18 protein-coding genes are annotated in these 19832 nt (G+C 72.7%); 12 read left to right on the top strand and 6 right to left on the bottom strand.

Going from position 1 to position 19832, the window contains the following annotated elements; all coding sequences use genetic code 11:
- Window positions 1-68: 68 nt before the first annotated feature.
- From ACZ4WZ_RS16365 to ACZ4WZ_RS16355, 3 genes are read right to left on the bottom strand one after another with little or no spacing between them, the layout of a single operon-like run.
- Window positions 69-1331 carry an MFS transporter gene (locus ACZ4WZ_RS16365; RefSeq protein WP_467890576.1) on the bottom strand — a complete coding sequence of 421 codons (1263 nt, stop codon included), beginning with the start codon at window positions 1329-1331 and terminating at the stop codon, window positions 69-71.
- Entirely contained in the window at window positions 1328-2083 is a 756-nt protein-coding gene (locus ACZ4WZ_RS16360; RefSeq protein WP_467890573.1) for a PIG-L deacetylase family protein, read from the bottom strand. Before ACZ4WZ_RS16360 ends, ACZ4WZ_RS16365 begins: the two co-directional genes overlap by 4 nt.
- Window positions 2084-2087: 4 nt before the next feature.
- Window positions 2088-3491: a glycosyltransferase gene (locus ACZ4WZ_RS16355; RefSeq protein WP_467890571.1), complete on the bottom strand. Its 1404-nt coding sequence runs from the start codon at window positions 3489-3491 to the stop codon at window positions 2088-2090.
- A gap of 802 nt (window positions 3492-4293) precedes the next feature.
- Here ACZ4WZ_RS16355 and ACZ4WZ_RS16350 point away from each other — a divergent pair.
- From ACZ4WZ_RS16350 to ACZ4WZ_RS16340, 3 genes are read left to right on the top strand one after another with little or no spacing between them, the layout of a single operon-like run.
- Window positions 4294-5061, top strand: coding sequence for an ABC transporter substrate-binding protein (locus tag ACZ4WZ_RS16350; protein WP_467890877.1), 768 nt, complete (start codon window positions 4294-4296; stop codon window positions 5059-5061).
- Window positions 5058-5858 carry an amino acid ABC transporter permease gene (locus ACZ4WZ_RS16345; RefSeq protein ID WP_388940343.1) on the top strand — a complete coding sequence of 267 codons (801 nt, stop codon included), beginning with the start codon at window positions 5058-5060 and terminating at the stop codon, window positions 5856-5858. The genes ACZ4WZ_RS16350 and ACZ4WZ_RS16345 overlap by 4 nt, the downstream gene beginning before the upstream one ends.
- A 37-nt stretch (window positions 5859-5895) precedes the next feature.
- Window positions 5896-6687 (top strand): amino acid ABC transporter ATP-binding protein, encoded by a 792-nt coding sequence (locus tag ACZ4WZ_RS16340; protein WP_467890875.1) that lies wholly within the window; start codon window positions 5896-5898, stop codon window positions 6685-6687.
- 7 nt (window positions 6688-6694) lie between these two features.
- Here the strand turns inward: ACZ4WZ_RS16340 and ACZ4WZ_RS16335 are convergent, their stop codons facing one another.
- Window positions 6695-7876, bottom strand: coding sequence for an MFS transporter (locus ACZ4WZ_RS16335; protein WP_467890568.1), 1182 nt, complete (start codon window positions 7874-7876; stop codon window positions 6695-6697).
- Window positions 7877-8304: 428 nt separating this feature from the next.
- On the opposite strand from ACZ4WZ_RS16335, the gene ACZ4WZ_RS16330 reads away from it, so the two are divergent.
- Both ACZ4WZ_RS16330 and ACZ4WZ_RS16325 read left to right on the top strand, forming a co-directional pair.
- A complete protein-coding gene (locus ACZ4WZ_RS16330) occupies window positions 8305-9015 on the top strand; it encodes a cyclodityrosine synthase (RefSeq protein ID WP_467890566.1) in 711 nt (236 codons plus the stop codon).
- Entirely contained in the window at window positions 9012-10193 is a 1182-nt protein-coding gene (locus tag ACZ4WZ_RS16325) for a cytochrome P450 (RefSeq protein ID WP_467890563.1), read from the top strand. The genes ACZ4WZ_RS16330 and ACZ4WZ_RS16325 overlap by 4 nt, the downstream gene beginning before the upstream one ends.
- A gap of 107 nt (window positions 10194-10300) precedes the next feature.
- Here ACZ4WZ_RS16325 and ACZ4WZ_RS16320 read toward each other — a convergent pair whose 3' ends face one another.
- Window positions 10301-10906 (bottom strand): CAP domain-containing protein, encoded by a 606-nt coding sequence (locus ACZ4WZ_RS16320; RefSeq protein WP_467890560.1) that lies wholly within the window; start codon window positions 10904-10906, stop codon window positions 10301-10303.
- 453 nt (window positions 10907-11359) lie between these two features.
- On the opposite strand from ACZ4WZ_RS16320, the gene ACZ4WZ_RS16315 reads away from it, so the two are divergent.
- The 7 genes from ACZ4WZ_RS16315 (at window position 11360) to ACZ4WZ_RS16285 (ending at window position 18890) form a co-directional block, all read left to right on the top strand.
- A complete protein-coding gene (locus ACZ4WZ_RS16315; RefSeq protein WP_467890558.1) occupies window positions 11360-11941 on the top strand; it encodes an NADPH-dependent FMN reductase in 582 nt (193 codons plus the stop codon).
- Entirely contained in the window at window positions 11941-12552 is a 612-nt protein-coding gene (gene epsC / locus ACZ4WZ_RS16310) for a serine O-acetyltransferase EpsC (protein ID WP_388940356.1), read from the top strand. The genes ACZ4WZ_RS16315 and epsC overlap by 1 nt, the downstream gene beginning before the upstream one ends.
- A gap of 153 nt (window positions 12553-12705) precedes the next feature.
- The gene (locus tag ACZ4WZ_RS16305) at window positions 12706-13746 is read left to right on the top strand and encodes a PLP-dependent cysteine synthase family protein (RefSeq protein ID WP_467890556.1); all 1041 of its coding nucleotides are present in this window, start codon (window positions 12706-12708) and stop codon (window positions 13744-13746) included.
- Window positions 13747-13799: 53 nt separating this feature from the next.
- The gene (locus ACZ4WZ_RS16300) at window positions 13800-15116 is read left to right on the top strand and encodes an MFS transporter (protein ID WP_467890553.1); all 1317 of its coding nucleotides are present in this window, start codon (window positions 13800-13802) and stop codon (window positions 15114-15116) included.
- A complete protein-coding gene (locus ACZ4WZ_RS16295) occupies window positions 15113-16351 on the top strand; it encodes an ATP-grasp domain-containing protein (RefSeq protein ID WP_467890551.1) in 1239 nt (412 codons plus the stop codon). Before ACZ4WZ_RS16300 ends, ACZ4WZ_RS16295 begins: the two co-directional genes overlap by 4 nt.
- Complete coding sequence (locus tag ACZ4WZ_RS16290; RefSeq protein WP_467890548.1) at window positions 16348-17640, top strand: ATP-grasp domain-containing protein; 1293 nt, start codon at window positions 16348-16350, stop codon at window positions 17638-17640. Before ACZ4WZ_RS16295 ends, ACZ4WZ_RS16290 begins: the two co-directional genes overlap by 4 nt.
- Window positions 17637-18890 carry an ATP-grasp domain-containing protein gene (locus ACZ4WZ_RS16285; RefSeq protein ID WP_467890545.1) on the top strand — a complete coding sequence of 418 codons (1254 nt, stop codon included), beginning with the start codon at window positions 17637-17639 and terminating at the stop codon, window positions 18888-18890. Before ACZ4WZ_RS16290 ends, ACZ4WZ_RS16285 begins: the two co-directional genes overlap by 4 nt.
- A gap of 43 nt (window positions 18891-18933) precedes the next feature.
- On the opposite strand, the gene ACZ4WZ_RS16280 is transcribed toward ACZ4WZ_RS16285, so the two are convergent.
- The gene (locus ACZ4WZ_RS16280; protein WP_467890542.1) at window positions 18934-19182 is read right to left on the bottom strand and encodes a hypothetical protein; all 249 of its coding nucleotides are present in this window, start codon (window positions 19180-19182) and stop codon (window positions 18934-18936) included.
- Window positions 19183-19832 lie beyond the last annotated feature (650 nt).

Here is a 19832-nt window from a genome sequence, read left to right as displayed (position 1 = left end):
ATGTTCAGAAGGTTTGGATCGGTTCTGTTCCTTGAATTAGAAGGTATGGATGGCGATTTCTTGAGTAATCAATGGCGACTTGGTGTGTCCTCTCGTAGAAGCGGAATTCTCTCGCCGGGCTGTGTCGCGGACAGGGAGGCGGCGAGCGCCGCAGCCGCCAGGGCGAGCGCCGGCACCAGAAACAGGGCCGTGCGCAAGCTGCTGTGGGAGGCCAGGAAGCCGATCAGCGGGGGACCGGCGAGGAAGGCGAAGTAGCCGGTGGTCGACACCGTCGCCACCGCGGTCCCCGGGGCGGCGGAGGGGATCCGGCTCGCCCCGCTGACGACCAGGGGGAAGGACGCGGAGATCCCGAGGCCGACCGCGCAGAACGCCACCGCCGAGGCCACCGGGTGCCCGGACACCAGGGCCACCACCGCCCCGGCCGCGGTCAGCAGGGCCCCGCAGCGCACGACGCGTACGGGACCGAAACGCCCGGCCGTCCGGTCGCCGCCGAGCCGGCCGGCCGTCATGGCCAGCGCGAAGGCCGCGCACCCGGCACCCGCCAGACCCGGCCCCGCGCCCAGCGCGTCGGCCAGGTACACACTGCTCCAGTCGGTCACCACGCCCTCCACGAGCAGGACGCACAGACCGAGCGCGCTGAGCGGCAGCAGCCGGGCGGCGCCCCGGCCCCGGCACCGGACGGCCGGTGCCGGTGCCGGCCCGCCGGACCCCGCCCGGCGCCGGGGCGGCGCGGGCGGCGCCGCCCGGTGCAGGGCGGCCACCGCCACCCCGGCGGCGGCCGTCCCGACGGCCGCCGACACCGTGAACTGCGTACGCGCGGCCACCCCCGCGCCGGCGGCGGCGGTGCCGAGCAGCGCACCCGCCAGCGCCCCGGCGCTGAACAGACCGTGGAAGGAGGAGAGCCTCGCCCGCCCGCTGCGCCGCTCCAGATCCACCGCGTGGGCGTTCATGGCGACGTCCAGCGCCCCGACCGACGCGCCCAGGACGACCAGTCCCAGCATCAGGCCGGTCAGGGAGCCGGCCAGCCCGGGCAGCGCGATGGCCGGGGCGTAGACGAGGGCGGCGCACCGGGCCACGGGCCGGCTGCCGAAGCGGTTCACCAGCAGACCGGCCGCGGGCATGGCCGGTACGGAACCGAGCGCCACCCCGAGCAGGGCCGTGCCGAGCTGCCCGTCGGAGAGCCCCAGCTGCTCCTTCACCTGGGGGATGCGCGGGGCCCAGCTCGCCAGGACGATCCCGTTCAGGAAGAAGACCGCGTAGAGCGCGCCCCCGCCCCCGGTGGCGGTACCCCTGCCCCCGGTGGCGGTACCCCTGCCCCCGGCGCCGCTCACCGCAGTGAGGGCAGGACCGGGAGGCGGACGCCCCTGCCCTCCGGGACCAGATCGTGCACCGTGGTGGCGGGATGGGAGGAGGCGCAGGTGAAGGCCTCCGCGTACCGGACCCCCGCCTCCAGGCCGCGGTGCGCCGCCTGCTGCCGCGTCAGGTCCACGAAGTCGGCACCCTTGCGCTCCTTGCGGGAGCTGTTCTGGCTGTGGTGCTCGGCCAGCATCGCCTCCTTCACCGCCATGGTGTCCGTGATGTCCACCCACAGGTCCGGGGTGCCCGCGTTCGTTCCGAGCAGGGTGTCCATGTAGAAGAGCGGGGGGACCGCCTCCGTGGCAGGGCTCCCGGTGGCGAGGGCGGGCTCGCGGGCCAGCAGCCGCGCCGCGCCGACCAGTCGGCTCACGGCCCGGTGGTCGGGGTGGTAGTCGTCGGGGTGGTGGGCGAGCACGATGTCGGGCCGGACCCGGCGCAGCACCTCCACCATCTGGCGGCGGGTGTCCGCCGTGTCGAAGAGGAAGCCGTCCGGCTGCCCGAGCCAGAGCAGCTCCGCGTCGAGCACGCCGACGGCCCGCCGTGCCTCCTCCTCGCGGACCGCGGCCGTCCGGGCCGGCGGCAGGGTGCGGGAGCCGAGTTCACCGTTGGTCGCGATGGCGACGGTGACCCGGGCCCCCTGCCGGGTGTAGTGGGCGAGCGTCCCCGCACAGAAGAGCTCGACGTCGTCGGGATGGGCCCCGACGGCCAGGATGCGCACTGCTGTCACTCCTCTACTGGTAGCGCTGGGCGGCGTCCGCGAGGACCCGCGCGAAGCCGAGGACGCTGCTGTCGGTGAGGAAGCGCCGCAGCACGCGCTGATGGCCGTTCCTGCCGAGTTCCTCCGCGTAATCCCGGTCCGAAAGCAGCCGGTTGACGGCCTCCCCGAGCCCGCGCAGGTCCCGGGGGTCCGAGAGCAGCAGCCCCGTCGTGCCGTGCTCGACCTGTTCCCGGATCCCCCCGACGGGGGCGGCCACCACGGGCCGCCCCTTCCAGGCCGCCTCGGACACGGTCAGGCCGAAGCCCTCGGCCAGGCTCTTCTGGATCACCACGGCCGAGTGGCGCTGGACGGCGTTGACGGTGAGGGCGTGCTCCGACCGGTTGTCCGTCGGCACTTGGACGAGGTGGACGCGCCGCCCCCGCGGGCCGAGGTCCTCCCACGCCCGGCGGCACTCGGCGAAGACCCGCTCGGCCTGCCGGTCGCCCCGGGTATCCGGGCCGACCAGCATCAGGTGGGCTCCGAAGGCCGGATCGACGTAGTCGGCGAAGCCCCGGATCACCCCCGGGATGTCCTTGACCCGGTCCCAGCGGCTCACCTGGGTCACCAGGGGCGCGCCCGCCGGGGCCGGTCCGCCGGCGCGCACCACGCGCGCCGGGTGGCGTACCAGGAGGTCGGTCAGGGCGTGCCGCCCTCGAGGGGCGCCGCCCGCTTCCTCGATCAGCCCCGCACCGGCCAGCAGGCGGGACGGGTCCGCGTCCGGGTGCAGCGGGATGTTCTTGGGCGAGAGCGGATCGATGGACGGCTGGACGATACGGCGGTCCACCGCCGGCGGTCCGGCGGGCAGGATTCCGGGATAAGAAGTGATGTGGCAATGCGCGGAGGAAATGTAGGGGTGCAGGAATTCCCATCCGGGTGCCGCGAGGTCCTCCCGCAGGGCCGTGCCGACATGAACCCGCCACAGCACGGTGCATCCCGCTTCGCGAAGATGGGGAATGAGTCCGGCCGTCTGGTGGTCGTGGAGGACGACGATGGAACGCCGGTCCATGGCGGGGACGAGCCGCGCCGCGGTTTCCGCGCATATCCGTTCGTACAGCCGGCGGCCCCGCTCGAGGTCCGCGGCCTTGACCCCCGGAGCCACTCCGCACAGCCGGTAGTACAGGGACTTGGTGAAAGCGCGGAATTCGGGCGGCCCGCCGATGGTGGCCCAGCGGGTGGAAATGCCCTCGCCCGCGAGATAGGGCAGATTGGCCCGCAGGAGTTCGGCGACCCCGCCCCGTACCGGGTTGTCGCTGATGTGCCATACGGCGCGCCCGTCGAGCAGCTCACGCACTCCGCGCAGGGTGTCCCGTACGGTCTCCGTCCGCTCGGCGCCGACGAACGGCTCGATCCAGTCCAGTGGCGTGCCGGGCAGCTCCACCTCGGGTACGGCCGGTACCCGGGCGGGCTCGGGCAGCGACCGGGAGCCCGGTAATCGCCTTCCCCGGGCCGGCTGCGCCCTCCCCGGGGGGCGGGACCCGAGGGGGACCGAGAGTTTGTGCAACAACCTGTTTCCATGGCGCAGACGTGTCACGATATTCGCCTTCCCGGGAGTGTCGGGCATGGAAGGTGAGGGGAAACCCGCTCGACCCGTGGTCGAATTCCGGTCCCTCCGGCCCGTGGTGGCCGCGGGGAGGTCCCCGCACCCATGACGGTCGGGGGCGACCGGGAAGTGAGGATGTGTCGGCATATGAAGGAATCCGCGTCGCCCCGCCCCGATCCTGGCATGAGGTCCACTGCCGTGACATGTGTTCCCGCACACGTAGCGAACGCGCGGGGAAGCCCTCGCGCCCGCCGTTCGGGACTGCGTCAGGGCTCCCATCAGCGCATTTCCGCAGAGCGCGGTGAACCGCCCGTCGGCCGGAACGCGAATCCGTTGACGGAGCGCTTACGCGAACGCATCGTGAAGGTCATACGCCCTTTGCCTCCGGGACTTCTTGTTTCGTGGCTCCGTACGGCCGGACGGTTCGCGCCGCATCGCGAATGGTCCCTTGCCGGTGTGCCGCCGGGGCTTACGATCTCGACGGACGGTCTCCTCCCGCGACCGCCGCTCCCCCCCGCACCCGTGGAGGTCCACCGTGTTCCGGACGGCCGAAGGACACCGCAGTCACCGCGACGCCGCTCACCACCACCCCTCCCGCCGGCGTCCGCGCGCCCTGGCCGCCGCGGCCGCCGCCGCGGGCATGTTCCTGGCCGTGGGCTGCTCCTCCGGCGACAGCGGACCGGGGGAGGCGGCAGGGGGCGTACCGGTCGTCGAGAAGGGCAAGCTGACCACCTGCACCCACCTGCCCTACCCGCCGTTCCAGTTCGAGCAGAACGGCAAGGTCGTCGGCTTCGACGTGGCCCTGATCGACCTCGTCGCGAAGAAGCTCGGAGTCGAACAGAAGATCCTCGACACGCCGTTCGAGAACTTCAAGACGGGTGCCTTCCTCAACTCCGGTCAGTGCGACCTCGCCGCGGCCGGCATGACCATCACCGACGAGCGCAAGAAGAACGTCGACTTCTCCGTCCCCTACTTCGACGCGACCCAGGCACTGCTCTCGACGAAGAAGAGCGGCATCACCTCCCTCGCCGACGTCAAGGCCAAGGCGAAGAAACTGGGCGCGCAGGCCGAGACCACCGGCGAGAGCTACGCCAAGGCGCAGGGCTTCGACCCCGTCGCCTTCGAGAGTTCGGACGCGGTGCTCAACGGACTGCGCACGGGCCAGGTCGACGCCGTCGTCATCGACTACCCGGTCGTCCAGGGCTGGCTCAAGGACCCGGCGAACGCCTCGGCGTTCGTCCTCGGCCAGAACATCGAGACCGGCGAGAAGTACGGCTTCTCCGTGAAGAAGGGCAACACCGCCCTGCTCGCCGCGATCGACAAGGTGATCACCGACGCCAAGGCCGACGGCACCTACAAGAAGACCTACGAACAGTGGATCGGCCCGCTGCCCCAGGCCGCGTCGTGACCTCACGGCTCACCCGGCGGCAGCGGCGCCGGGTCTGGCAGGGCGTCCAGTACGCGGTCTTCGCGGCCGCGCTGGTCCTGGTCGGCGTACTCGCCGACTGGGACCGGCTGCGGAACCAGTTCGCACAGACGGACCTGGCGCTCAGGCTCTTCCCGAAGATCATCACCATCGCCCTGCGGAACACGGTGGTGTACACCCTCTCCGGGTTCCTCTTCGGCCTGGTGCTCGGCCTGGTCATCGCCATGATGAGGCTGTCCTCGGTGGCCCCGTACCGCTGGGTCGCGAGCGTCTACATCGAGCTGTTCCGGGGCCTGCCCGCGCTGCTGATCTTCATCTTCGTCGGCGTGGCGGTACCGCTGGCCTTCCCCGGCACCGCCATCCCCGGCGGTACGTACGGGAAGGTCGCGCTCGGCCTCGGCCTGGTCGCCGCCGCCTACATGGCGGAGACCATCCGCGCCGGCATCCAGGCCGTGCCCAAGGGGCAGATGGAAGCGGCCCGCTCCCTGGGCTTCTCGCACGGCCGCGCCATGGTGTCCGTGGTCATCCCCCAGGCGTTCCGCATCGTCATCCCCCCGCTCACCAACGAACTGGTCCTCCTCTTCAAGGACTCCTCGCTGGTGCTCTTCCTGGGCGTGACGCTGGAGGAGCGGGAGCTGACGAAATTCGGCCGCGACCTCGCCAGCGAGACCGCGAACTCCACCCCCATCCTCGTCGCGGGCCTGTGCTACCTCCTCGTGACCGTGCCGCTCAGCTTCGTGGTGCGCCGGCTCGAGGCCCGCGCCGACAAGGCCACGTGAGGAACCGATGCCACAGACGACGGGAACGGGGGACACGATGGGCAACGACCGCCCGGAGATCGAGATCCGGGGACTGCACAAGTCCTTCGGCGACAACCATGTCCTGCGGGGCATCGACCTCGACATCGCCCGAGGCGAGGTGGTGTGCGTCATCGGCCCCTCCGGCTCGGGCAAATCGACGCTGCTGCGCTGTGTGAACCTGCTGGAGGAGCCCAGCCGGGGCCGGGTCTTCGTCGGCGGTACGGAACTCACCGACCCCGATGTCGACATCGACGCCGCGCGCCGCCGCATCGGCATGGTCTTCCAGCAGTTCAACCTCTTCCCGCACATCAGCGTCACCGCCAACCTCACCCTCCCGCAGCGGAGGGTCCTCGGCACGGACAAGGAGAAGGCCGCAGCCGTCGCCCGGGAGAACCTGGAGCGGGTCGGCCTCGCGGGCAAGGCGGACGCCTACCCGGCCCAGCTGTCCGGCGGCCAGCAGCAGCGGGTGGCGATCGCCCGCGCCCTGTCGATGGGACCCGAGGTGATGCTCTTCGACGAGCCGACCTCGGCGCTCGACCCGGAACTCGTCGGCGAGGTGCTGTCGGTGATGCGGGTCCTGGCGGGGGAGGGGATGACGATGATGGTCGTCACCCACGAGATGAGCTTCGCCCGGGAGGTCGCGGACCGGGTCGTGTTCATGGACGACGGCGTGATCGTCGAGCAGGGGCCCGCGGAACAGGTCGTCACCCGCCCCCGGCACGAACGCACCCGCAACTTCCTCAACCGCATCCTCGACCCGGCGGCCGTCGAGGCGCCGGCCGACGACGGCACCGCTCCGGAGGCCTGACCGCGCCTCAGCTGCCCGCACGGCGCAGCAGGTAGGCCCCGGCGGCCGAGACCAGGACCGCCATGCAGGCGATGAACACCAGCCCCGCGCCCTCCAGCCCGATCGGCTCCACCAGTACGCCCACACCGATGACCGGCACCGAGATGCCCGCGTACGCCACCACGAAGAGCGTCGAGATCACCGCGGCGCGCCGGTCGGCCGGCGATGCCCGCGCCACTACGGACAGCGCCCCGCGGAAAGCCAGCCCCTGGCCGGCCCCGCCGACCAGCGCGCTCAGCACCACCAGCACCAGGAGGTCCCAGTACAGCGCCCCCGCGAGCAGCGCCAGCCCGGCGAGGAGCCCCGCGCAGCCCAGGGGCAGCGACCGCCGGGCGCCGACCCGGCCCACCGCCAGCTGTCCCGCGGTCGACGCGAAGAAGGCCAGCGCGACGACCAGCCCGCTCACGGCGTGGTTGTGCACCCCCAGGGACCGCGCGAGGAACGCCGGGCTGACCGAGGTGAACACGCCGAACAGCGCGAACCCCACGAAGGAGGCGGTCGCCGCCGGCCCGAACACCGGCCGTACCGGCGGCGGCAGCCCCGGCCGCTGCGGCCGTACGGTGGCCGCCGGCCGCCGCTGCCGTACGGTCTCCCCGAGCCCCAGCAGGACGGCGACCGAGGCCGCCACCAGGGCGAGGTGCACGGTGAACGGCAGGTAGAGCGGGCGGGGGGCGTACTGCGCGAGCAGTCCGGCCAGCAGCGGACCGCAGCCCAGCCCGCCCATGTTGGCGGCCGTCGCCACGAAGGTGGCCCGGCCGCCGCCGTCCGCCGGCGCCGACTCGATCACGTACGCCGTGGCGGCCCCCGTGAACAGGCCGGCGGACAGCCCCGACAGCAGCCGCCCCGCGTACAGCCAGCCCAGTCCGGTGGCGCACAGGAAGCACCCCGCGCTCGCCGCCGCGAAGCCCAGCCCCGCCAGCAGCACCGGCCGTCTGCCCACGGTGTCGGAGGCGTTGCCGGCCAGCAGCAGCACCCCGATGACCCCGAAGGCGTACACGGCGTACACGACGGTCACGGTCAGCTCGGAGAAGCCGAACTTCTCCTGGTAGAGGCCGTAGAGCGGGGTCGGCAGCGTGGTGCCCGCCATGCACACGGCGAACACCGCCCCGCCGAGCACGCACTGCCGCCACCCCCGGCGCATCCGGTCCATGCCGCCGACGGTAACCCCGCGCACCACCACGGCCCCGTCCCGGAGCCCCGAATCGCCGGGGCGTCGCCCGCCCGGCACAGGCAGCCACGGGCTGACCGGCACCGCGGACGTCCCGTCGCGCGTGGCGCCGGGCACGCTGCACGCCCCGTCGGCACAGCGGAAGCCCTGATACCGCTCAAAACGGAATGTTGCTTCCGAAAGGGCCGACGCGCCAGCGGACGTGGCGGAACGTCACTTTACCGTCCGGATCAACGCGCTTACAGCCCGTTGCAGTTGACTGGGGCAACATGCGGTTTCAGTAACCGAGACGAACTCCACGGTAATCGTCCGACGGCTCGCGTGTTCGTATAGCTTCAGCTCGTCGCCGCCGCACCTGGGGACACGGGGTCCGCGCGGGGAATCGCGGCGACAGGGATGCGACCACTCCCATGACAACAGCCACTCGAACCAGTGCCTTCCGTGTCGACGCGTACACACCGCACTGCCAGGTCATCGCCGACGAAGGCGACCACGCCGTCATCGGCATCTCCCCCGGCAACTCCTACTTCTCCGCCCAGCGCGTGCACGCACTCGCCGAGTGGGCGCTCGACAACTTCGCGCAGGCCGACCTCATCTACACGGACCTGCACGTGGCCGAGATGTACGAGGCCACGGGCTATCCCCCCGACGAGGCCCGCCGAAAGACCGTCAAGAACCTGCGCGGCGTACGCGCCAAGGTGACCAACGCGGTCGCCGACATCGACCCGTCCGGCACCCGGCTGCGCGGCAGACCGATGTCCTCGCTCCAGGGCATCCCCGCCTACGACCGCATGCACGCCGACCTGCTGGACCGGCTGCACACCGACCCGGCGTTCGCGCAGACCTGCAACGAACTCGTCGACATCTTCCTGTCGTCGAAGGTCCTCGGCGGCCAGCAGGCCACCGAACACCAGCGGGCCGTCTGCCTGGACTACGTGTGCGCCGAAGCGCCGCTCTTCCTGGACACCCCCGCGATCCTCGGCGTCCCCTCGTCGCTGAACTGCTACCACCAGGCGCTGCCGATGGCGGACCTGCTCTACTCGCGCGGCGCCGGACTGCGGGCCTCCCGCAACCAGGGCCACGCCGTCGTCACCCCCGCCACCGAAGGAGACCAGCTGTGACCACCCACGCGGAGCCGATCCTCGAATTCCCCTTCACGTGGGACGGAACGCACCTGCCCACCCAGGTCGACGAACTGCCCCCGGTGGCGAAGGTCCGCACCATCGCCGGAGCCGAGGCCTGGCTGGTCTCCTCCTACGAGCTCGTCAAGCAGGTCCTCGAGGACGACCGGTTCAGCCTCAAGAACACCTCCGACCCGGGCGTGCCCCGCCAGTACGCGCTGACGATCCCCCCGGAGGTCGTCAACAACATGGGCAACATCACCGGCGCCGGCCTGCGCAAGGCCGTGATGAAGGCCATCAACCCCAAGTCTCCCGGACTCCAGCAGTGGATGGACGAGCACGCCGCCGAACTGGTCGAGCGGATGCTCCAGCACGGCGCCCCCGTCGACGTCCGCACCATGTTCACCGACCCGTTCTCCGAGGCGATGCACTGCCAGATCCTCGGCATCCCCCACGACGCCGCCCCGCGCCTGGCGGAGTCGCTGCCCGTCGCCTTCATGAACAGCGCCCGGGAGATCCCGGCCGCGCGCCTGAACTGGGACCGCGACATCGCGTACATGAAGGAGCGCCTCGACGACACCGAGCACGGCCTCATCGGCGACCTCGCCCGGCTGCGCGGCACGGAGGGCTACGAACACGTCACCGACGAGATGTTCGCGACGGTCGGCGTCACCCTCTTCGGCGCGGGGGTCATCTCCACCGCCGGTTTCCTCGCCATGGCGCTGGTCACCCTGCTCACCCACCCGGAGGAGTCCGACTACCTCGCCGACCACCCGGAGCTGATGCCCCAGGCCGTGGACGAGCTGCTGCGGATCAACCTGTCCATCGGCGACGGCCTGCCGCGCCTCGTCATGGAGGACATGACCCTGGGCGACGTCCGGGTCAAGGCGGGCGAACTGGTACTGGTGCTGCCCGAGGGCGCCAACTTCGACCCCTCCGTCTTCCCGGACCCGCACCGCCTCGACTTCACCCGCCCCAACTCCTCCGCGCACTTCTCCTTCGGCGGCGGCTCGCACTACTGCCCGGCCACCGCCCTCGGCAAGAAGCACGCCGAGACCGCGCTGCTCGCCCTCCTCAAGGCCATGCCCCGCATACGGCTGGCCGTGCCGGTCGAGCAGCTCGTGTGGCGCACGGGCTTCATGAAGCGCCTGCCCGAGCGCCTGCCCGTGATGTGGTGACCGGCGCGGCCTGACCACCGCCCGGAGGCCGTCCGTGGAGCTCCGCCGGCGGGCGGAGCTCCACGGACGGCCGACGGGCGCCCGCCGCCTATGTGGCCGGCCGCCTCTCACCGCAGACAGCGGCCGAAGTCCACGACGTACGTTCCGGCACCGCTCGCGCGGGCCCCCGCCGGGTCGGCCGCACCGGCCTGCGCCCAGCCGCCGAACTCGCGCAGCGAGGAGTCGAGGATGATCGCGCGGTGACCCGGGCTGTTCATCCACCACTTGACGGCGGCGTTCGGTGTGCCGGAGCCGCCCCAGCCGTTGTAGGTGATCTCGGAGACCCCCCAGGACCGGGGGTTGGGGCAGTAGCCGGCACCCATGATGCGGCTCTGCGGAGTGGAGCCGGTCCGCGGGTTGGTGTGCGAATCCTTCCAGGGCCCCCACCACTTCAGCTGTACGGCCGCGGCGGTGTGCTGCCGGGCCGCGTCCGTCAGGGCTTGGTTGCCCGTCAGGGCGGGCAGGCCCCGCTGTGTGCGCTGGGCGTTGATGAGGCACAGGACCGCGTCCCGCTCCTGGAGGCCCCCGCCCGGCGGCCGGGCGGCCGCCGCGGTGTCGCAGCTCACGGCGGTCGCGGACGGCGCCGCCAACGGCACGAGCGCGGCGGACAGGACCGTGGCCACGGCCAGCGAGACCGTGGTACGGGTACTGCTGCGTGAAGGGCGGATCCTCACGGGCTTCCACCTCCTGCTGACTCGAACAGGTCCGGGGGAGCCTCAGCTGTGGCTGCTCCCTCCAGCCTGGCACCCCGGCCCGCTGATCACCATCGGGCCCGCGCGGCACGGCGCTTCCCCGCCATCCGTCCCTTCCGCGCTCCCGGCCGCCGTCGGCCTCGCGGCGCGGCGTCCGTCGCCTCCCCCACCAGCCGACCGGCACGCCGCGGCCGTGCCTGGAGCGACCCTCCGCCGGGGCGCGAGCCGCAGTCGAGCACGGCATCGGTTCGAGCTGACACGGTTACGACCAGGACGCGGGCCGGACCGTCCCGCTCGAGCACCCCGGTGCCCGGCCGCCGCGCCCCAGGCCCGCGCGGCCGAGCGGCAGGGACCCGGGAGGCCCGGAACGCAGGCGTGAGTCTCGACCAGTCGAAGGCCTGCCGACCGGAAGGCTGAGGAGAAGGAGTTCCACCAGTGAAGATCGTTCTGATATCCGGCAGCACCCGAGGCGATTCGGCGAACACCGCCGTACTGGCCACCGTGCGCCACATCCTCGGGAACCTGCCCGGTGAGCACGAGAGCGTGCTGCTCCCCGTCGGCGAGCTGCCCCACTACGAGGCCGAACTGGAGCGCACCGACGGCTCGGCCGCCGTCCGCGCCGCCAAGGAGCTGGTCACCGGCGCGGACGCGCTGTTCATCAGCACCCCCTCCTACAACGGCGAGATGCCCGGCGCGCTGAAGAACGCCCTGGACTGGCTGTCCCGGGCGCAGGGCGACCGCCCGAGCCCGCTGACCGGCAAGGTGGCCGCCGTGACCAGCGCCTCTCCCGGAGCGCGCGGCGGTCTCGACGCGCAGACCGGACTGATCGGCGTACTCGCCCGCTGCGGCGCCCGGGTCGTCGAGCACGAGCCGGTCGCCGTAGCCCGCGCCGGCACGGTCGCCTCCGAGGACGGCCGCTACACCGACGCCGGGCTCGTCACCCGGCTGGAGAGCCTGACCCGGGCCCTGATCGCCGAGCTCGCCGTGGCCGGCGACCGCGAGGAGGTGCTGGTCTGATGGCGGCCTCGAAGCCCGGCCTGTTCCGGATCATGAAGGAGGACCTGGAGGTCGTCGTCGCCCGCGACCCCTCCATGCGCAACCGCCGCGAGGCCCTGCTGCACGCCGCCCTCCCCGCGCTCTGGGCCCACCGGATCGCGCACCGGCTGCACCTGCGCGGACACCGGATGATCGCGCGGCTCATCGCGTGGAACGCCCGCCGCAGCACATCGGTGGAGATCCACCCCGGTGCGGTGCTCGGCCGCCGCGTGTTCATCGACCACGGCGCCGCCGTCGTGATCGGCGAAACCGCCGTCGTCGGGGACGACGTGACCATCTACCACCAGGTGACCCTGGGAGCGGTCGGCTGGTGGAGCGACAACAACCGGCCCGAGGGGGACCGCAGGCACCCGGTCGTCGGCGCCCACGTCGTACTCGGCACCAACGCGACCGTGCTCGGGCCGGTCACCATCGGTGCGCACGCCGTCATCGGAGCCCAGGCCCTCGTGAACAAGGACGTGCCCGCGGGCGCCCGGGTCCTCGCCGCCACCGCGGTGATCAAGCCCGTCGGCCAGCGGCCGCAGCCCATGGAGGACCTGTACGCGATGACGGCCTCGGCCGGCTCCTGGTAGCCGCGCCCCACACCGCACCGTCCTCAGCCCGGCACCGCCGCGATCCGCGCGGCCCTGCCGAACGCCCCCCACACGAACGCCGCACCGGGCCCGGCGGACCGCATCCGTCCGCCCGGCACGCAGCCGTACGACCTGACTTGTGAGGAACCACACGTGGAAAGCCGTGAGACGCGCCGCATCGCAGACAGCATCGCGGACCTGGTCGGCTCGACCCCGCTGATCCGACTGCACTTCGACGACTCCGCCCCGGGCGCCGAGGTACTGGCCAAACTGGAGTCCGCCAACCCGATGTCCACCAGCAAGGACCGGGCGGCCCTCGCCATGCTGCGCGCCGCCGAGGAGCGCGGCGAACTGACGCCCGGCAGCGGCACCGTCATCGAGGCGACCTCCGGGAACACCGGCATCTCCCTGGCCGCCCTCTCCGCGTCCCGCGGGTACCGCTGCGTCATCGTGCTGCCGGACAGTGCCACCGCCGAGCGGATCGCCCTGCTCAAGGCCCTGGGCGCGGAGGTCGTGCTGACGCCCCGCGACGCGGGCTACCCCGGCGCCATCGCCAGGGCCGAGGAGCTGCACGCGGCCACCCCCGGGTCCTGGTTCGCCTGCCAGCACGAGAACAGCGACAACGTGCGCGCCCACTACGAGACCACCGGCCCCGAGATCTGGGCCGACACGGCGGGCCGGATCGACGTACTGGTCTGCGGCGTCGGCACCGGGGGCACCCTCAGCGGCGTCGCGAAGTACCTGAAGGAGCAGAATCCGGCGATCCGCGTGGTCGCGGTCGAGCCGGAGAACTCGCCGGTGCTCTCCCAGGGCACGGGCGGCCTGCACCGGATCCCGGGCCTCAACGGCGGCTTCGTGGCCCCCACCACCGACGTCTCCCTGATCGACAGCGTCGTCACCGTCACCGACGAGGAGGCCATGACCGGCGCCCGCGCGCTCGCCCGCGAGCAGGGCATCTTCGTCGGCGTCTCCTCCGGCGCCGTCGCCCACGCCTGCGCCCGGCTGGCCGCGCACCCGGACTACATCGGCGCCTCGATCGTCACGATCCTGCCCGACACCGGCGAGCGCTACCTCAGCCTCTGGAACGAATCCTCCGCCCCCGCCGCCCGGCCCGCCCAGCAGCCGGCCCCGGCTCCCGCCCCGGTCCCCGCCCCGGTCCCGAACCCGGCTCCGGCCCTGACCGCCAAGTCCTGACCGTCCGCGCCCGGGCGCCCCCGCCCCGTCCCCCACCCCCGAAGGAACCCGGCGTGAACTTCCGTCAGCTCCATCCGAACATCAAGCTGAGGCTCGGCATCGGATTCGTCCAGCGGATGCTCGGCATCATGCTGATGCCGCTGATGGTCATCCACCTCGCCACGCTGTACGGCGCGGCCGCGGCCGGAGTGCTGACCATGGCCGTGGCCGCGGCGGGCATCGCCAGCAACTTCGTCGGGGGCCACCTCGCGGACGTCCACGGCCGCAAGCCGCTGATGGTCGCCGGCGAGGTGGGGGCGGCGCTCACCTTCGCTCTGCTCGCCCTGGCCAACTCGCCCTGGTGGCAGTCCGGGGCGGCCACCTTCCTCCTCTTCCTGCTCAACACCTGCCTCGCCAGCGCCGCCACGCCCGCCGCCGAGGCGATGATGATCGACGTCTCCACCCCCGAGAACCGCCGGCTCGTCTACACGGTCAACTACTGGTCGATCAACATGGCGTTCACCGTCGGCGCCCTGATCGGCGGCTTCTTCTACGGAGAGCACTTCGCCCTGCTGCTGACGGCCGCGGCCGCGCTCTCCCTGGCGACCGCCCTGGTCACCTGGTGGCGGATCGCCGAGAGCGCCCCGGAGCCCACCGGGGGCCAGGCGTCCGGCATCCCGGCCATGCTCCGCGGCTACCTCGCCGTCTCCCGGGACCGGGTGTTCCTGAGGCTGGTGGGGGCCGCGCTCCTCACCCGGGCCATCGAGGTCCAGATCGGCTACTACATCGCCGTCCGCCTCGCCGACGACTTCCCCGAACAGGCACTGGCCGGCCTGGAGCGGTGGTTCCCCTCCGTGGACGGCGTCGCCATGCTCGGCATCCTGCGGGCGGTCAACACCGTCCTGGTCGTCGGCTTCGCCCTCTTCACCGGCAGCATGTTCCGCCGGCTGTCCGACCGGGTTCGCCTCTACGCCGGGATCGCCCTCTTCACCGTCGGCCACATGGTCCTCGCCGTCAGCGACAACGGCTGGATCCTGATCGCCGCCGCCGTCGTCTTCACCCTCGGGGAGATCGCGAACGTACCGGTCAAGCAGGCCCTCCTGGCCGACCTGGTGGACCCGGCGGCCCGCACCAAGTACCTCGCCGCCTACGGCCTGGTGCCCCGCATCGGCCTGCTCGTCGGATCGGTCTGCGTGACCGTGGGAGCCTTCCTCTCCCCGGCCGGCATGAGCATCCTCTACGGCGCCTTCGGCCTCGGCGCCATCCTCGTCTACCGCTCCCTGCTGCCGCTGCGCGGATCCCGCCGCACCGCCGCGGAGCGGGAACCCGCCGCCGAACGGCCGCCCGCCCCGCCGGCGACCGCGCCGGCCCAGAACGGAGCCACGTCATGACCCCGCCCCGCGAGCCCGGCCGCATCCTGATGGTGATGCCGTACGAACAGCTCGTACGCAAGGCCGTCGAAGCGGGATTCCAGGTCTGGTCGATCTGGGACCCGGCGCTGCGCCCGCCCGACTACCTCGACGCCGTCGCCGCGCACTCGCGGGAACTGGCCCTGGTCGACTTCAAGGACGAGGCTGCCCTGCGCGCCCTCGTCGCCAGGACGGCCCTGGAGCACGACGTCCAGTACGTCCTGCACCTCGGCAGCGAAGCCACCATGGCCCCCGTGCTCGCCGAAGCCGAGGCCCTCGGCCTGTCGCCGAACACCGCCGAATCCGTACGACTGCTCAACGACAAGCACGCGATGCGCGGCCTGCTCAACGCCGGCGGCGTCTCCGTCGTCCGCGCCCGGCGGGCCGAGACCCTCGCCGAAGTGGAGCCGCTGCTCGCCCGGTTCGGACTGCCCGCCGTGGTCAAGCCCACCAACACGGCCGGCAGCCGGGGGATCGCACTGGTCCGCACCGCCGACGACCTCGACGAATGGACCGAGCGGGTCAAGGCGGGCGGCTTCGAAGGCCCCTTCATCATCGAGGACTTCCTCGAAGGCCCCGAGTTCAGCGTCGAGACCCTGACCGTCGGCGGCACCCACCACGTCGTCGGGATCACCGCCAAGCAGACCAGCGGACCGCCCGGGTTCGTGGAGACCGGGCACGTCCATCCGGCCCCCCTCGACCCGGCCGACGCCGAGGCCGTGCGCGACACCGTCACCGCCCTGCTCGACCTCACCGGCTACGCCTTCGGCCCCACCCACACCGAGGTCATCCTCACCCCGGCCGGCCCGCGCATCGTCGAATCCCAGGCCCGCCTCGGCGGTGACCGGATCCCGCTGCTCGTGGAGGTCGCCACCGGCTACGACCTGGAGGCCGCGATCTTCCGCGGCCTGGCCGGCGGGGACGTCACCGTCCCCGCACCGCACCGGTACGCCTCCATCGGCTTCTTCCAGCTCCCCGCCGGACGCCTGGAGTCCGTCGAGGGCATCGACGAACTGCGCGCCCTCGACCACGTGCACGGCGTGCACTTCCCGTACGCGCCGGGCGACGTCCTGCCCGGCACCACCGACTCCGGCAGCCGCCACGGCTACGCCGTCGTCGACGCCCCGACCCCCTCCGGGGCCGCCGAACGGATCGCCGCGGCCCGCGCCGCACTGCGCACCGCGACCACTCCCACCCCGAAGGAAGCACTGCGATGACCGCCCCGACCGCGCGCGCCGCGGACCGCACCCTGCTGCTCGTCGGCGCCACGGACCAGCACCTCCAACGCGCCAAGGCGCTGGGCGTCCGCGTGGTGCTCCTCCAGCACCCCGACAAGATCAACGCCTACCAGACGGGCCTCGCCGACGCCCTGCTGATGGTCGACTACACCGACTGGGACACCGTACGGCCGCTCGCCGAGGCCGCCCGGGAGGTCTGGGGCTTCGACACGATCGCCTCCCTCACCGAGGCCGGCCTGGACATGGCCGCCCGCCTCAACGCCCACTTCGGCTTCCCCGGCACCGGCCCCGAGGCCAGCCGCCGCATGCGCGACAAGTTCCTGATGCGCCGGCACCTCACCGAGCGCGGCAAGCTGTCGATCCACTGGGACCGGGTCACCGACCGCGCCTCCCTCGACGCCTTCGCCGCCCTCGCGGGCTACCCCTTCATCATCAAGCCCACCGACGCCACCGCCGGCTTCGGCCTGCTCCGCGTCGGCGGCGCCGGGGAACTGGACGCCACCTGGGAGCGGATCGAGGAACTGCGCGGCCGGCACACCGACCGCGGCTCGACCCTCTACAGGATCACCGAGTTCCTGATGGAGTCCTACCTCGACGGACCCGAGTTCAGCGTGGAGGCCTTCAGCTTCGCCGGCCGCCACGTGGTGATCGCCGTGACCGAGAAGCTCGTCGACGAGACCCACTTCGCGGAACTCGGCCACGCCCTGCCCGCCCGCCTGGAACCGGACGCCCACGCCCGGATCACGGCCGCGGTCGAGGACTTCCTCGACACGATGGGCGTCACCGACGGACCCAGCCACACCGAGCTGCGCCTGACCTCCCGGGGCCCCGTCGTCATCGAGTCCCACAACCGGGTCGGCGGCGGCCACATCAACGAACTGGTCGAGGCCGCCTACGGGATCGACCTCCTCGGCTACGGCGTCGCCTGGCCGCTGGGCCTGGTCGAGGCCCTCACGGAACCCCCGGAGGCACGCGCGGGCGCCTGCACCCGCTTCGTGCTCCGTGACCCCGGCACGGTCACGGCCGTCTCCGGCGTCGAGGAGGTCGCCGCCCGCCCCGACGTGCTCGCCGTGGAGGTCTCCGTGGGGCCCGGAGACCCGGTGCGCCCGCTGCGCGACAACTGGGACCGGCTCGGCTTCGCCGCCGTGACGGCGGCCGACACCGACGCCGCGATCGCCCAGTGCGAGCGGCTGACCGCGCGGATCCGCATCGACGTGACACCGGCCCCGGTGCCCGCCGACGCCAGAGAGCTGGAGGTCGCGGCGTGACCGCGCTCGTACTGCACCGGTTCCCCCTCGGCCCGTTCCCGTACGACCGCTGGCTGGCGGGGCTCGACGGCGGCGTGGTGGTGATCGCCGCCCGAGACCGGATCGAGGGCGCCCGCGAACGGGTCCCGGACGGCGACGGGGGCTACCGCAGGCTGGTCGTGCTCGACGACTTCGAGGACGAGGAACTCCTCGACGACGTCGCCCTCGAACTGGCCGAGGAGTACGGGGTCACGCATGTCATCGCCGCCCACGAGGCGGACCTGATGCGGGCGGCCCGGCTGCGGGAGAAGTTCGGCCTGCCCGGGCAGCTGCCCGGGGAAGTGCTGCCCTTCCGGGACAAGCTGCTGATGAAGCGGCGGCTGGAGGCGGCCGGCGTCGAGGTCGCCCCGTACGCCCTGCCCGGTACGGCCGACGGGGCGCGGGACTTCGCGGACGAGCACGGCCTGCCGCTGGTCTTCAAGGCCCGGGACGGCTTCGGTTCCATCGGGCTGAGGGTCGTCACGACGGCGGACGAGCTGGAACAGCACCTGGCCGAGGCCTTCCCGCCCGGCGCGGCGCCCCGGGAGGACCTGCTGGCGGAGGCGTTCGTCCCGGGCCGGATGTGCCACGTGGACGGCGTGGTCGTGGGCGGCCGCACGGTGATGGCGTGGCCGTCCCAGTACCAGTACGACCTCTCCTCCTTCCGGGCGGACCACGGCGCCCGGGTGGACCTCACGCTGGCGCCGTCGGACCCGCTGACCCCGCGGCTGCTGGAGGTGGCGCAGGAGGCACTCGACGCCCTCGGCGGCCCGGCGGACTACTGCTTCCACGCGGAGGTCTTCCACACCCCCGACGACCGCCTCGTCGTCTGCGAGGTCGCCTCCCGCCCCGCCGGCGCCCGGATCCGGGAGGTGCTGAACGCGGTGTTCGGGGTGCATCCGGTCGAACTGGCGGTGCGGGCGCAGACGGGGCTGCGGCTGCCCGTCCAGGCCGGGCCGGCGGAAGGCGCCCGGCTGGAGCCGGTCCGTATGGCGGGCCAGGTCCTGATGATGAAGCGGCCCGGCACCGTACGCGCCATCCCGGTCACCCCCGAGGAGCCCTGGGTGGAGTTCTACGGGGTCTTCGCCGAACCGGGCGAGGTCGTCGAAGAGGCCGCCCTCTCCTCCGACTTCCTCGCGGCCGCCGTACTGTCGGCGCCGACGCGGGAGGAGTGCGAGCGGCGCCTGCGGGAACTGGGCGCCCGGTTCGAGACGGAGATCGTGATCGACTGACCGGCGGCCCGAGCGCCCGGGCTCCGGTCGAAACGGCCGCCCGTCAGCCCGCGGACCCGGAGAGGAAGGCCCGCAGCCGCCGGTGCTGGCCCTGTGCGACCCCGGCCGGTACCGCGCCGGAGTACGCGGTGAGGACGCCGCCGGTACGGACCACGGTGACGGGCACGGTCTGCTGCATCGCGATGCCCGGCACCGTCCAGTCGTAGGCGACCGCGTCGTCCCCGGCCGCCGGCGCGGGCCGCCGGCCGACGACGACGCGGGCGTCCTGGTCGCCGTAGGCCAGGGTGTACACAAGGAACCCCCCCGCACAGCGGCACGGCCTTCCTGAGGGACTCCAGCACCGCCGACGCCTCCTCGACGGTGTGGCTCGACAGCGCCACGGAGTGGAGCTTGCCGAAGTCGACGTTCCGACGGGTGTCCGAGGTGCCCGCGCGCGGCGACACTCGGGCCACCACCCGGGCCGCCGGCCGGTGCAGCACTCCGTGGTCCAGCTCGAAGTCGACCAGGGCCTGGCACTCCGCGGGATGCCCGGGGGCGACCCGGGAGGCCACGGCGGAGGGCGACCTGGCGGGGGCCGGCCCGCGGCCCGTGACGACGAAGCCCGGCAGGTCCTTCCCCGAGGGCAGGACCGACAGCAGCTCGGCCGCGGTCAGCGGCTCCGGGCGGCGCGCCCCCGGTCCGGCCCCCGCCCCGGGCCCGCAGGCCGTGGAGACGGTCGAGCAGACCAGTAGAGCGACGGCCACCGCCATGACGCGCGGACGGCGCGGCATCGGTCCCCCCTTCGTCGGCGTCAGACCATTGTCGGACCCCGCGCGGGTGCGCTGACCTGGGGGGCTGCGCTATAGTCGATCTCGAGCTCGCCGCCGCGGAACACGGTGGTGGGACCGGCGTTGGTGGTCCAAGGAAAGACACCCCACTTCCCGTGGGGGAATGCAGGTGCAA

This window comes from Streptomyces sp. NPDC029122, from assembly GCF_055569445.1.
The sequence above is the reverse complement of the archived record's forward strand: the minus strand, read 5'-3'. Positions and strand labels throughout refer to the sequence as shown.

Excerpts from the sequence above, each read along its gene's own strand:
- ACZ4WZ_RS16350 (WP_467890877.1), top strand. The coding sequence starts at position 4,294 with ATGTTCCTGGCCGTGGGCTGCTCCTCCGGCGACAGCGGACCGGGGGAG.
- ACZ4WZ_RS16340 (WP_467890875.1), top strand. The coding sequence starts at position 5,896 with ATGGGCAACGACCGCCCGGAGATCGAGATCCGGGGACTGCACAAGTCC.
- ACZ4WZ_RS16335 (WP_467890568.1), bottom strand. The coding sequence starts at position 7,876 with ATGGACCGGATGCGCCGGGGGTGGCGGCAGTGCGTGCTCGGCGGGGCG.
- ACZ4WZ_RS16330 (WP_467890566.1), top strand. The coding sequence starts at position 8,305 with ATGACAACAGCCACTCGAACCAGTGCCTTCCGTGTCGACGCGTACACA.
- epsC (WP_388940356.1), top strand. The coding sequence starts at position 11,941 with ATGGCGGCCTCGAAGCCCGGCCTGTTCCGGATCATGAAGGAGGACCTG.
- ACZ4WZ_RS16295 (WP_467890551.1), top strand. The coding sequence starts at position 15,113 with ATGACCCCGCCCCGCGAGCCCGGCCGCATCCTGATGGTGATGCCGTAC.
- ACZ4WZ_RS16290 (WP_467890548.1), top strand. The coding sequence starts at position 16,348 with ATGACCGCCCCGACCGCGCGCGCCGCGGACCGCACCCTGCTGCTCGTC.